Genomic DNA, 13,150 nt, shown 5'->3' with positions numbered 1-13,150 from the left:
ACTTGAAACCGTAAAGTGCTACGCGGACATATCAGTTGCCTGATTAATCTGCGTATCAGCTTGCGTGTTTGCGTAACCCTGATTTATTCATCAAGGAAGATGCATGAAGCGGCTGAAAAACACGCCTGTCGCGCCGTTAATAAATGCGCTGGGTGATTATAAAAGTATTTTGATCAGCGTCGGCTGTTTCACCGCCTTGATCAATCTATTGATGCTGGTGCCATCCATTTACATGCTGCAAGTGTATGACCGGGTTTTGTCGTCGCAAAACACCACGACGCTGGCCATGTTGTCATTAATGGTTGTCGGTTTTTTCATCTTTATCGGGATGCTTGAAACGGTCCGCAGTTTTATTGTTATCCGCATTGGCAGCCAACTGGAACGCCGTTTCAACCAGCAGGTGTACCGGGCGGCATTCGAGCGCAACCTGTTCAGCGGTCAGGCCCATGCCGGACAGGCGTTAGGGGATCTGACCCTGATCCGTCAATTTGTCACCGGCCCCGCGCTGTTCGCGTTCTTCGATGCGCCGTGGTTTCCGATTTATCTGTGTGTGATCTATGCGTTCAACATCTGGCTTGGTGTGCTGGCCACGGCCGGTGCCGTGCTGTTGATCGGCCTGGCCTGCGTCAACGAACTCATGACCCGCCAATCCCTGGCTCAAGCCAGTGTCTATTCGCAACAGTCCAGCCAATTGGCCAGCAGCCACCTGCACAACGCCGAGACCATTCAGGCCATGGGCATGCTCACTGTGCTGCGCAAGCGCTGGTTCAACCTGCATTCGCGGTTTTTGGCCGAGCAGAACAAGGCCAGCGACACCGGCGCCGTGATCGGCTCGGTCAGCAAAACCTTGCGTTTATGCCTGCAATCGCTGGTGCTTGGCCTTGGCGCCTTGCTGGTGATTCAGGGGCAGATGAGTGCCGGCATGATGATCGCCGGTTCCATCTTGATGGGGCGGGTCTTGAGCCCTATCGATCAGTTGATCGGTGTGTGGAAGCAATGGAGTTCGGCCAGGCTGGCCTACCAGCGCCTGGACAGCCTGCTTGGCGAACATCCGGCAGTGCAAGACAGCATGGCATTGCCTGCGCCCAAGGGGCTGGTGAGCTTCGAGCAGGTCAGTGCCGCGCCGCCGGGCAAGCGACTGGCGACCTTACACCAGGTCAGTTTCAGCCTCAACCCCGGCGAGGTACTGGGCGTGCTGGGCGCTTCGGGCTCCGGCAAGTCGACGCTGGCCCGGGTGCTGGTGGGGGTATGGCCGACATTGGCCGGCACCGTACGACTGGACGGTGCCGATATCCACCAGTGGAATCGCGACCAGCTCGGGCCCCATCTCGGCTACTTGCCCCAGGACATCGAGCTGTTCAGCGGCAGCATTGCCGAGAACATCGCCCGTTTCCGCGAGGCCGATCCGCAGCAAGTGGTTGAAGCGGCGCGTCAGGCCGGGGTTCACGAGATGATTCTGCGCCTGCCTCAAGGTTACGACACGGTACTGGGGGATGAAGGCAGTGGTTTGTCTGGCGGCCAGAAGCAGCGCGTAGCGCTGGCCCGGGCCTTGTATGGCAGCCCCTGCCTGGTGGTGCTGGACGAGCCCAACTCCAATCTCGATACGGTCGGCGATGCCGCGCTGAGCAGTGCCATCGCCCAACTCAAGGCGCACGGCTGCACGGTGGTGCTGGTTACCCATCGTTCATCATCGCTGGCCCAGACCGACAAATTGCTGGTCCTCAATGAGGGCCGGACCCAGGCGTTCGGGCCGACTGCCGATGTGCTCAAGGCATTGTCCGGCGCCCAGAAACCCACCAGCATTAACCGCCAGAGCGCAGGCGCATGAGCAAGGACGCTCCGATCATGAGTGATAACCGTCAGCCAGCACGGGGTGCAGGCTTTTACGTACGTGTGGGCTGGGTCCTGACCATCGTCGGTGCGGGCAGCTTCTTTCTGTGGGCCAGCCTCGCGCCGCTGGATGAGGGCATACCCGTGCAAGGCACGGTGGTGGTGTCGGGCAAGCGCAAGGCCGTGCAGTCATTGGGGGCAGGGGTGGTCAACCAGATCCTGGTCCGTGAAGGGCAAGCGGTGCAGCAGGGGCAGGTGTTGTTCCGGCTGGACCCCACCCAGGTGGAGGCTGATGTGCAGTCGCTGCGTGCGCAATACCGCATGGCCCTGGCCAGCATGGCCCGCTGGCAAAGCGAGCGTGACAACTTGCAGCGGGTGAGCTTCGCCCCCGAGTTGAGTAGCGACCCCGACCCGCGGCTGGCCCTGGTGCTTGAGGGGCAACAACAGTTGTTCAGCAGCCGCCGTGAAGCGTTCGCCCGGGAGCAGGCCGGGCTCAAGGCCAGCATTGAAGGCGCTACACAGCAGCTGTCGGGCATGCGCCGGGCACGGGGAGATCAATTGGCCCAGGCCGACTCTTTGCGTCAGCAGTTAAGCAATCTGCGACCGCTGGCTGAAAACGGCTACATCCCGCGCAACCGCTTGATGGAATACGAACGCCAGCTGTCGCAGATTCAGCAGGATCTGGCGCAGAACACGGGTGAAAGCGGGCGCATCGAGCAGGGCATCCTGGAGTCGCGTCTCAAGCTGGCACAGCACATTGATGAATATCAGAAAGAGGTCCGCAGCCAGTTGGCCGATGCCCGGCTCAAAAGCCTGACCCTGGAACAGCAACTGGCGTCGGCCAGTTTTGATCTGCAACACAGTGACATCAGTGCACCGGCAGAGGGCATCGCAGTCAACCTGGGGGTGCACACCGAGGGCGCGGTGGTGCGCGCAGGGGAAACCCTGCTGGAGATTGTGCCCCAGGACGCCAGGCTCGAGGTGGAAGGGCGGCTGCCGGTCAATCTGGTGGACCGGGTGGGCAGCGCGCTGACGGTGGACATTTTGTTTACGGCCTTCAATCAGAGCAGTACGCCGCGGGTATCGGGCGAAGTGAGTCTGGTGTCAGCCGACCAGATGCTCGATGAGAAAACCGGCATGCCGTACTACGTGCTGCGCAGTACGGTCAGTGAGCAGGCACTGGAAAAACTCAACGGGCTGGTGATCAAGCCCGGGATGCCGGCCGAGATGTTTGTGCGTACCGGCGAACGCTCGCTGCTCAACTACCTGTTTAAACCGTTGTTGGATCGCGCAGGTTCTGCGTTGACTGAGCGCTAGGATGCTGCGACCTATGAAAACCGCTTTTAAATCGGGCCTGGTGGCTGCGCTGTGGTTAGGCCTGTGTGCCAGTGCACAGGCGATGGGACCGTTTCAGGTGTACGAAGAGGCACTGCGCAATGATCCGACCTTTCTCGGGGCCATGAAAGAGCGCGACGCGGGGCTGGAAAGCCGCATCATTGGCCGCGCCGGCCTGCTGCCCAAGTTGTCGTATAGCTACAACAAAGGGCGTAACAACTCCCAGGCCACCTATTTGAACGACCGTGGCAACAGTCATGAAGACCGTAATTACAACAGCTATGGCTCGACCTTTATGGTGCAGCAGCCGCTGATCGACTACGAGGCGTATGCCAATTACCGCAAAGGCGTGGCTCAGGCACTGTTTGCCGATGAGACTTTTCGCAGCAAGAGTCAGGAGCTGCTGGTGCGTGTGTTGACTCACTACACCCAGGCTCTGTTCGCTCAGGATCAGATCGATATCGCCCGGGCCAAGAAAAAAGCCTACGAACAGCAGTTCCGGCAGAACGAGCATCTGTTTCGTCAGGGCGAGGGCACTCGCACCGACATCCTGGAAGCCGAGTCGCGCTACGAATTGGCTACCGCCGAAGAGATCCAGGCCATCGATGAGCAAGATGCCGCCTTGCGCGAGCTGGGGGCGTTGACGGGAAATGCGTCGGTGAGCATCGAGCAGTTGCAACCGTTGGCTGCGGACTTCAACTCGTTACCGCTGGAACCGGCCAACTTTTCGACCTGGCATGCCATGGCCCTGGCCAATAACCCGGAACTGGCATCGCAACGCGAGGCACTGGAGGTGGCGCGCTATGAGGTCGAGCGCAACCGTGCTGGCCATATGCCCAAGCTCAATGCCTATGCCAGCGTACGCAAGATGGAGTCCGACAGCGGCAACACCTACAACCAGCGCTATGACACCAACACCATCGGCATTGAAGTCAGCCTGGCGCTGTACGCCGGGGGCGGGGTGTCGGCTTCGGTGCGTCAGGCGGGGAGCAATCTGGCCCGGGTCGAATACGAACTCGAAGGTAAAACCCGGGAAACCCTGATCGAGCTGAGGCGCCAGTTCAACGCCTGTCTGTCGGGGGTGAACAAGTTGCGTGCTTATCAAAAAGCCCTGATCTCGGCACAAGCGCTGGTGGTCTCGACCCGGCAAAGCATTTTGGGGGGCGAACGGGTCAATCTCGATGCCTTGAACGCCGAGCAACAGCTTTACACCACGCGCCGCGATCTGGCGCGAACCCGCTACGACTATTTGTTGGCGTGGACCCGGTTGCACTTTTACGCCGGCACCCTGGGTGAGCAGGATCTGGCACGGGTCGATGAGGCCTTTGTGCGCCCGTTTTATTAACGAGGAGAGTAAAACCATGGCGGTTTTTGACTACAAGGAAGTAGGGTCAAACGTTTCTGCGGCACTGTTTAAAGATGCTTTGGCCATCACGCTTTATAGCTACCACAACCTGGATAACGGCTTTGACGTTGGCTACCAGAAAAATGGCATGGGTACCGGTTTGCCCGCCACTCTGGTCAAGGCCGTGCTTGGAGGCGTCGACTCTCAGGGGGTGGTGCCGGGCATCCCGTGGAACCCGGACTCGGAAAAACTGGCCCGGGAAGCGGTGGAAAAAGCCGGCTGGAGCCCCATCAGTGCGCAGCAGCTGGGTTATGCAGGCAAGGTCGATCAGCGCGGAACATTTTTCGGCGAAAAACCGGGCTATGAGAGCGCCCAAGTAGAGATCCTCGGCAAATACAACCCGGATGGCCAACTGACCGCCATCGGCATCGGCTTTCGTGGCACCAGCGGGCCACGGGAGTCCTTGATCACTGACTCCATCGGCGATGCCATCAGTGATTTGCTGGCCGCCATCGGGCCTGCCGATTACGCCAAAAATTACACTGGCAATGCCTTTGATGTGCTGTTGGGCAAAGTCGCGGCGTTTGCCGCCGGCCAGGGCCTGGCAGGCAAGGATGTACTGGTCAGCGGCCATAGTCTGGGCGGGCTCGCCGTCAATAGCCTGGCTGACTTGAGCGGTGATCACTGGTCAGGGTTTTATCGTGACGCCCGCTACATCGCGTTTGCATCGCCGACGCAAAGTGAAACCACCGCCAATGTGCTGAATATCGGCTATGAGAACGATCCGGTGTTCCGGGCCCTCAACGGCTCGGACTTCAGCCTGTCGTCCCTGGGTGTGCATGACGCCCATCAACCGTCTGCCACCAACAATATTGTGAGCTTCAACGATCACTACGCCTCCACGGCGTGGAACCTGATGCCCTTTTCGATTGCCAATGTCTCGACCTGGGTCACCCACCTGCCCAGCGGCTACGAAAGCGGGATGAACCGGATTGTTGATTCGGCCTTCTATGACCTGACGCACAAGGACTCGACCATCGTGGTGGCCAACTTGTCCAACCCGGCGCGGGAAAATACCTGGGTCCAGGACTTGAATCGCAACGCAGAAAAACATACCGGCAGCACCTTGATCATCGGCAGTGACGGTAACGACTTGATCCAGGGCGGGCGCGGCAATGACTTCCTTGAAGGTCGCGACGGCAATGACACTTTTCGCGACAGCGGTGGCTACAACATCATCCTGGGGGGCAAGGGGGTCAATACGCTGGACCTGCAGCAGTCCCTGAGCCGGGTGGATGTCGTCAATGACGGGCAGGGCACTTTGTATCTGCGCGACAGCCATGGCGGCATCACCATGGCCCGGGATATCAGCCTGTTGGTCAGTGATGAGCCGGGCTGGCTGGGACTGAGCAAGCCGGTCAGTCATCGGGTTGCCGATGACGGTCTGTTGGCCGGCACCAGCCGCACTGACTACACCCATTCGGTGAACGCCGGGCCGGGCGACAGCACCCTCAAGGCCGGTGAGCAGGGTCACTGGCTGCTCGGCCAGGGCGGTAACGATCATTTGATCGGTTCGGCGGGTAATGATGTGTTTATCGGGGGCGCCGGTAATGACCTGCTGGAGTCGGTGGGTGGCACCAATACCTTTATCTTCAGCGGGCATTTCGGTCATGACACAGTGCTGGGCTACCAGCCCGCCGACAGCCTGGTTTTCCTGGGCGTGGAGGGCGGTCACGAGGCCGATTACCGGGCCCATGCCACTGCATCAGGGCAAGACACCGTGCTGAGCTTTGGCAGTGACTCGGTCACCCTGGTCGGGGTTGGACTGGCCTCGCTGGCGGGGGCCGATATCGTAATTGCTTAGGGCTTTACCTATAGAAACAGGCTCAGCCAGGCTGACATCAACAGCAACAGGGCCATGCAGCGTTTGAAGCGTTGCATGGCCCTTGCGGTTTTGAGCAACCTGGCCGAGCCCGCCCCCAGCAGCGCCCACATCCCTAGGCAAGGCCATGACACCAGGAAAAACACCAGGGCCAGTACCTGAGCCCGGGTTTGTTGCTCGGCGCCCTGACCGGCAAATACGCTAACCACGGCCAGCGCCATCATCCAGCTCTTGGGGTTGACCCATTGCAGGCTGGCGGGGAGCGGTGGCCGGTGCACTGAATGTTTTCCAGGCCAGGCAGGTCAGCCATGCGATGCACCGCGACGGCTGCGCCGTCGATCGCAGCCTCGCGGGGCTCGTCAGCGACTACGTTCACACTTTGAACTGACGCAACAACCCATTGAGCTGCACGCTCAGTTCCATGAGGTGAACGCTGGCCAGGCTCGATTGCTCGGCCGCCTGTGCAGTGCTCTGCGACAGCCCGGCCGCCAGGGTCACGTTGTGGTTGATGTCTTCGACGACGTGCGCCTGTTGCAGGGTTGCGCTGGCAATGGACGCATTGAGGTCATTGAGCTTGCTCAGGGCCTGGCCAATATTGGTCAGGCTGAGCCCGGCCCCGGTGGCCTGTTCGATGGTCTGCGCAGAGGCGCGACTGCTGCTGGCGATGACATTGACTGCCGCTTCTGAGTGTTTGTGCAGGCTTTCAATCATGGTCTGGATTTCAGCCGTTGATTTTTGCGTGCGCTGGGCCAGCAATCGGACCTCGTCCGCCACTACCGCAAAACCACGGCCCTGTTCCCCGGCGCGGGCCGCTTCAATCGCGGCGTTCAGCGCCAGCAGGTTGGTCTGCTCGGCAATCGAGCGGATCACTTCAAGCACACTGCCGATCTCGCTGCTTTGCGTGGCCAATGCCTGTATCACTTCGACCGCCTGATTGATGGTGCCGGACAGCTGCCCGATCTGTTGCAGGCTGCTATCGATGTTCTGCTGGCCAAGCCCGGCCTGCGTCTGGGCACCGCGCATTTCTCCGGCGGCGTGTTCGGCGTTTTTCGCCACCTCTTGTACGGCGTAGGTGACTTCGTTGATGGCTGTCGCCACCTGGTCCATTTGCAGGGCTTGTTGCTGGCTGCGTTGCTGGGCGTTCGTGGCGTCGCTGCCCATTTCAGTGGATGACTTTTCCAGTGCCGTGGCGGTTGCCTGCAGGTGACTGATGACGTTGCGCAGCTTGGCGGTAAAGGCATTGAAATGCTGTGCCAGTAGCGTGACTTCATCCCGGCCGTGGGTGTCCAGGCTACGGGTCAGGTCGCTTTCACCGCTGGCGATATTGGCCATGGCCTGCACCGCATCCTGCAGCGGGCGCACGATACTGCGGGCAATAAGGGTCACCAGTGCGGCCATGATCAGTGCGATAGCAAGCCCGACCGAGCCGGCCCTCAAGGCCTGGGTGCGGAATTCGGCCTGCATGTCATCGATATAGACGCCGGAGCCGATCACCCAGCCCCATGGCTCGAACAGTTGCACATAGGAAGTTTTTTGCACGGGCGCTTCGGCCCCCGGCTTTGGCCAGCGATAGTTGAGCATGCCCGCGCCTTTGGCTTTGGCGAGGGCGGCCATCTCATTGAAAATCGCAAAACCGTCAGGGTCCTTGATGGCCGACAGATCTTTGCCATCCAGTTTTGGATTGGTGGGATGCATGATCATGAAAGGGCGCAGGTCATTGATCCAGAAATAGTCGTCATGGTCGTAGCGCAACTGGCTGATCGCGCTCAGGGCCTGATGCTGGGCGGCTTCACGGCTCAGGCTGCCGGCGGTTTCGAGGCCGTGGTAGTACTTCAGGACCCCGCTGGCTGCTTGCACCACATGCCGGGTTTTCTCGGCTTTGCCTTCGTACAGATCGTCATGTATCTGCTTTAGCATCAATAAACCCAACGCCAGCAGCATGGCCACGGCCACGATCAAAATCAGCCACAAGCGTCTGCTGATGGACAACCCGCGTAAGGTATTCATGAATGGTTACTCCTGTTTATTCTTGTTGTTTTCATCGGTGGACGATATCCGGGCAGGCGCTGTGATGCGCAAGTCACGGGTTCACCCTGGATGTCTTAGCAGCGAAAGTGGGACGTGTCTGATAGGATCTCGGCCGGAATTCGCAAAGCTGAATGTTTATTGATTTCCGACAGTTATTTCACATCACCTTGGTGAAAATGACACACCTGTAACCCACCTCCGCGGCAGCGGTTGCAAACACATCTCGATTTTTGACTAATCCGCCCTGCATGACGCAGGGCTTTATGGGGGAACGATGGATCTTTGGACTGCCGCACAGGCGTTGATACTTGGTGTAGTAGAAGGCCTTACGGAATTCTTGCCGATCTCAAGTACCGGCCACCAAATCATTGTGGCGGACTTGCTGAACTTCGGCGGCGAGCGCGCCATGGCGTTTAACATCATTATTCAGCTGGGTGCGATCCTGGCCGTGGTCTGGGAGTTTCGCCGCAAGATCATCGACGTTGTCGTCGGCTTGCCGACTCAGCCCCAGGCTCGCCGTTTTACCGTCAACCTGATCATTGCGGTGATGCCGGCAGTGGTGCTGGGGGTGATTTTCGCCGACGTGATTCACGAGTACCTGTTCAACCCTATTACCGTTGCCACTGCATTGGTGATCGGTGGTGTGATCATGCTGTGGGCCGAGCGCCGCCAGCATGTGATCCGCGCTGAAACCGTGGACGACATGACCTGGAAAGACGCGGTAAAAATCGGTTTCGCACAATGCCTGGCCATGATCCCCGGGACTTCGCGTTCAGGCTCAACCATTATTGGTGGCCTGCTGTTCGGCTTGTCGCGCAAGGCGGCTACCGAGTTCTCGTTCTTCCTGGCGATGCCGACCATGGTCGGTGCTGCGGTGTACTCGGGTTACAAATACCGTCACTTGTTCCAGCCGGACGATTTGCCGGTGTTCGCGATTGGTTTTGTGACTTCGTTCATCTTCGCCATGATCGCGGTTCGCGCCTTGCTCAAGTTCATTTCGAACCATAGTTATGCCGCGTTCGCGTGGTACCGGATTGCATTCGGTCTGCTGATCCTGGCGACCTGGCAGTTTGGCTGGATCAACTGGTCGGCTGCCGCTGCGTGAGAAAAACGCTAAAAAATCGCCCTGAGCCTGAGAAAAACAGCGCCCCGATTCGTGGTCTGAAGGTCAAGTTGCTGGTGTTTGCACTGCTGTGCGCGCTGCCTCTGGGCGGTTCGGTGAGCCTGTTGCTCACCGGCATCAGCCGCGTACCGTTATTGATCTATGCAGTGGCAAGCGCTCTGGCGTTTGGCCTGTACTGGTACGACAAGCAACAGGCCAAAAGCGGTCAGTGGCGTACCCCGGAGAAGGTCTTGCACGGGGTCGAACTACTGGGCGGCTGGCCCGGCGCACTGGTGGCGCAACAGATGTTTCGCCACAAAACCCGCAAGTTGTCCTATCAGCTGTGGTTCTGGCTGATCGTGGCTGCACATCAGGCGCTGTGGATTGATGTGCTGTTCCTGAAGGTCACTTTTCTGGACCTGTAAGCCATCAGAGGAGCAAGCCGATCTGCCGTATTTTCGGCAGCTTGCCGACCACCAGCTGGTGGGAACGGCGCAGCAGGTCTTGTAACTCTTGTGCGCCCATCGGGTAGGGGGCCTGCATATTGATCCAGTACGCCCGCGCCAGATACGGCGACGGGCGTATTCCCGGGCGATCGACGTAGCCCAGGAACAACTCTTTCTCGACCTTGAACGACAGGCCGTTGCTGTTGAGGTTGAACAGGGCAAACATCTTGCTCTGGTCGATGTAGAACACTTCCACCCCGCCCCATTTCACATCCTCTTTCACTCCGGGCAAGCGGCGGCAGAATTCGGCTACCTGTTGCTTGGTCATTGCTGCGTTCATAGCAGTTTGTCTCCACAGCGGTTGAATGATTCGGCCAGGTGTTCGATCCAGGCCCGTACGGCCGGCATCACCCCGCGTCGATGCGGGTACACGGCATGCAGCCAGCCCCCGGGCAGTGACCACTTGGGCAGCAGCTGCACCAGCTGGCCACTTTGCAGTTCCTGCTCGCAATACATCATGGGCAGCACGGTAAAGCCCAGGCCGGACAGTGCACAGGCTTTGCGGACTACAAAATCATCTATGCCAAGCCGTGCTTCCAGTACAAGATCGCAGGCTTTGCCCTGTTCATCGAGCATGCGCAGATGCACCATGCGGTCCGCTTCAAGTGCACCCAGCAGCGGTACGTGTTTCAGGTCGTCAGGGCTGTTGATCGGCCACTGGCGCGCAAACGCCGGGCTGGCAACCATTGCCGTTTGCGCCTGGCGTAAGCGGCGCGTGACCAGCAGCGGGTCTTCATCCCCCAGTTCACGCACACGCAAGGCCACGTCAATGCCTTCGGTGATCAAGTCGACGCGCCGGTTGAGCAGGATCATTTCCAGCTGTACGTGGGGGTAGGCACTCAGAAAGGAGCTGATGACCTCGGGCATGAATTCATGGGCCAGTCCGACGGGGCAGGACACGCGCAAGCGCCCCCGCGGTTCGCTGGACATGCTGGCGACAGCCTCATCGGCCATCTCGGCCTGCAGCAACATGGCCTGGCAATGGCTCAAATATCGTTCGCCGACGGCGGTCAGCTTCAACTGGCGCGTGGTGCGCTGCAGCAGGCGGGCCCCGAGACGTTCTTCGAGTTCGGCGACACGTCGCGACAGGCGAGATTTCGGGATGCCGAGCAAGCGGCCGGCGGCGGCGAAACCACCGGCTTCGACAACCTTGGCGAAGTAATACAGGTCGTTAAGATCTTGCATGGCTACGCTCACTGTCCTGTAGATAGGACAAACTATCGCACAAAGGCTAACTTATCGTCGATTGCTTTCATTGGTAGCATCTACCTCACTTGATCGCCCAGTGGCGGTCCTCACTTGGAGATCATCATGAAACTTTTGCATATCGATTCGAGCATTTTGGGCGACAACTCGGCTTCGCGTCAGTTGAGCCGTGAAGTGGTTAAAGCCTGGCAGGCAGCAGAGCCAGGCGTTGAAGTGAGCTATCGCGACCTGGCCAGTGAAGCCATTGATCATTTCTCGGCTGCGACACTGGTGGCCGCCGGCACACCGGCCGAATTGCGCGATGCTGCGCAAAAACACGAAGCCGAATTGAGCGCTGCCACCCTGGCACAATTTCTGGAAGCGGACGCAGTGGTCATTGCCGCACCGATGTACAACTTCACCATTCCAACTCAACTCAAGGCCTGGATCGACCGTATCGCGGTAGCCGGCCAGACGTTCCGTTACACCGAAGCCGGACCGCAGGGCCTGTGCGGCAACAAGAAAGTCATCGTGGTTTCGACTTCCGGCGGCATACACGCCGGGCAAGCGACTGGCGCAGCCCACGAAGACTATCTGAAGGTGATGCTGGGTTTCCTGGGGATCACCGATATTGAATTTGTGCGTGCCCATGGCCTTGCATATGGTGATGAAGTTCGCAGCAAAGCCATGAACGATGCCCAGGCCCAAATTAAGCAGGATCTGTTCAGCGCGGCGTAAGTTATCTAAATCGATACACCTACTAAACTCTGTATTCTGGGGCGTTTGAGTTGGCCAGAGTACGGAGTTTTTTGCGTCTGGCCTTATCGATGTGGCTTGGGTTATGCAAAGCGATCAGTTCTGGGCAGCGCTGGCTATAACCGGGCGCCATTCAAGGTGAGCCTCCATGATGCGTCTATGGGCAGTACTGTTTTTTTTGTTGGCAGCTTGCCCCATCCTGGTGCGGGCCGAGCCTGTCAATCACTGGAGTGTGGGTTTTCATCGCCTGAGTTTCCTCGACCCGCTGGATGAGCAGCCGATGGGTGCCATTGCCTTTTATCCGTCCAGTGATGCCGAGGGGATAAGCAAAATTGGCGGTTATGAGATCGAGGCGACCGAGGAGGCAAAAATCGCCATGGGGCATTACCCGTTGTTGCTGTTGTCCCATGGCAACACGGGGACGCCGCTGGCCTTGCACGATCTGGCTACATCGCTGGCGCGCAAGGGGTTTGTGGTGGTGGCGGTACTGCACCCCGGAGACAACTACAAAGACCACAGCCGTTTGGGCACCTTGAGTAATCTTTACGGCCGGCCCATGCAGATTTCGGCGGCAATCAGCGCGACGCTGGCCGATCCCGAACTCTCGGTGTATGTGCATGATGATGAAGTGGGGGTCATCGGCTATTCGGCAGGCGGCGAAACAGCCTTGATTCTGGCCGGTGCCCAGCCCGATCTGGACCGTCTGCGCCGTTACTGCCAGGAACGACCGGATGATCATGATGCGTGCACCACGAAGGGCGAGTTGATCGCGGACCGCGATGATCTGGAGCCCGTCGCCGATCCACGGGTGCGTGCATTGTTATTGATGGCACCGTTGAGCCTGATGTTCGGCCGTGAAACCCTGGCGGATGTCCATGTGCCCGTACTGCTCTACAGCGGCCAGGACGACAAACTGGTGTATCCCGATAAAAATGCGGATGCATTGGCGCGCAAACTGCCGGTAGAACCTGAGTTCAAAGTTATTCCCGGCGCCGGGCATTTCGTGTTCATGGCGCCGTGTACTGATGTACAAAAAGCGGTAATGCCCGGGTTGTGCACGGACCCGCAAGGGGTTGACCGTGAGGACATCCATCGCGATCTGATTTACGAAGCGGGCCGGTTTTTCAGCAAGACCCTGGAGTCTTCGCCGGTGACAAGAACCGCCTCGACGGCTCAGTAAC

The 13,150-nt window shown here is 59.0% G+C and carries 11 protein-coding genes and 1 pseudogene; 8 read left to right on the top strand and 4 right to left on the bottom strand.

What is annotated here, in order from left to right; genetic code table 11:
- Positions 1-103 precede the first annotated feature (103 nt).
- Genes AOC04_RS09400 through AOC04_RS09385 form a run of 4 tightly spaced genes read left to right on the top strand, consistent with a single transcriptional unit; the run spans position 104 to position 6,374 of the window.
- Entirely contained in the window at positions 104-1,828 is a 1,725-nt protein-coding gene (locus AOC04_RS09400; protein ID WP_060692715.1) for a type I secretion system permease/ATPase, read from the top strand.
- Positions 1,825-3,147: an HlyD family type I secretion periplasmic adaptor subunit gene (locus AOC04_RS09395; protein WP_060692713.1), complete on the top strand. Its 1,323-nt coding sequence runs from the start codon at positions 1,825-1,827 to the stop codon at positions 3,145-3,147. The genes AOC04_RS09400 and AOC04_RS09395 overlap by 4 nt, the downstream gene beginning before the upstream one ends.
- Before the next feature lie 13 nt (positions 3,148-3,160).
- Entirely contained in the window at positions 3,161-4,510 is a 1,350-nt protein-coding gene (locus AOC04_RS09390) for a TolC family outer membrane protein (RefSeq protein WP_125878521.1), read from the top strand.
- Positions 4,511-4,526: 16 nt separating this feature from the next.
- Positions 4,527-6,374, top strand: coding sequence for a polyurethane esterase (locus AOC04_RS09385; protein ID WP_060692709.1), 1,848 nt, complete (start codon positions 4,527-4,529; stop codon positions 6,372-6,374).
- Between the two features lie 8 nt (positions 6,375-6,382).
- Here AOC04_RS09385 and AOC04_RS09380 read toward each other — a convergent pair.
- Both AOC04_RS09380 and AOC04_RS09375 read right to left on the bottom strand, forming a co-directional pair.
- A pseudogene (locus AOC04_RS09380) lies at positions 6,383-6,707 on the bottom strand (LysE family translocator); the annotation flags it as partial.
- Between the two features lie 57 nt (positions 6,708-6,764).
- On the bottom strand, positions 6,765-8,399 hold the full coding sequence (locus AOC04_RS09375; RefSeq protein WP_060692707.1) for a methyl-accepting chemotaxis protein: 1,635 nt from the start codon (positions 8,397-8,399) through the stop codon (positions 6,765-6,767).
- A gap of 295 nt (positions 8,400-8,694) precedes the next feature.
- On the opposite strand from AOC04_RS09375, the gene AOC04_RS09370 reads away from it, so the two are divergent.
- Positions 8,695-9,525: an undecaprenyl-diphosphate phosphatase gene (locus AOC04_RS09370; protein ID WP_060692705.1), complete on the top strand. Its 831-nt coding sequence runs from the start codon at positions 8,695-8,697 to the stop codon at positions 9,523-9,525.
- Positions 9,522-9,947 carry a DUF1294 domain-containing protein gene (locus AOC04_RS09365; protein WP_060692703.1) on the top strand — a complete coding sequence of 142 codons (426 nt, stop codon included), beginning with the start codon at positions 9,522-9,524 and terminating at the stop codon, positions 9,945-9,947. The genes AOC04_RS09370 and AOC04_RS09365 overlap by 4 nt, the downstream gene beginning before the upstream one ends.
- 4 nt (positions 9,948-9,951) lie before the next feature.
- Here AOC04_RS09365 and AOC04_RS09360 read toward each other — a convergent pair whose 3' ends face one another.
- Both AOC04_RS09360 and AOC04_RS09355 read right to left on the bottom strand, forming a co-directional pair.
- Positions 9,952-10,296, bottom strand: coding sequence for an MmcQ/YjbR family DNA-binding protein (locus AOC04_RS09360; RefSeq protein ID WP_060696916.1), 345 nt, complete (start codon positions 10,294-10,296; stop codon positions 9,952-9,954).
- Positions 10,297-10,304: 8 nt separating this feature from the next.
- On the bottom strand, positions 10,305-11,213 hold the full coding sequence (locus AOC04_RS09355) for a LysR substrate-binding domain-containing protein (RefSeq protein ID WP_060692701.1): 909 nt from the start codon (positions 11,211-11,213) through the stop codon (positions 10,305-10,307).
- 126 nt (positions 11,214-11,339) lie between these two features.
- Between AOC04_RS09355 and AOC04_RS09350 the strand changes: the two genes are divergently transcribed.
- Together AOC04_RS09350 and AOC04_RS09345 are read left to right on the top strand one after the other, a co-directional pair.
- On the top strand, positions 11,340-11,951 hold the full coding sequence (locus AOC04_RS09350) for an FMN-dependent NADH-azoreductase (RefSeq protein ID WP_060692699.1): 612 nt from the start codon (positions 11,340-11,342) through the stop codon (positions 11,949-11,951).
- Positions 11,952-12,117: 166 nt separating this feature from the next.
- Positions 12,118-13,149, top strand: a complete 1,032-nt coding sequence (locus AOC04_RS09345) for an alpha/beta hydrolase family protein (protein WP_060692697.1) — start codon at positions 12,118-12,120, stop codon at positions 13,147-13,149.
- Position 13,150: the final 1 nt, after the last annotated feature.

The organism is Pseudomonas versuta (assembly GCF_001294575.1).
GTDB classification, from domain to species: Bacteria; Pseudomonadota; Gammaproteobacteria; order Pseudomonadales; family Pseudomonadaceae; genus Aquipseudomonas; species Aquipseudomonas versuta.
The sequence above is the reverse complement of the archived record's forward strand: the minus strand, read 5'-3'. Positions and strand labels throughout refer to the sequence as shown.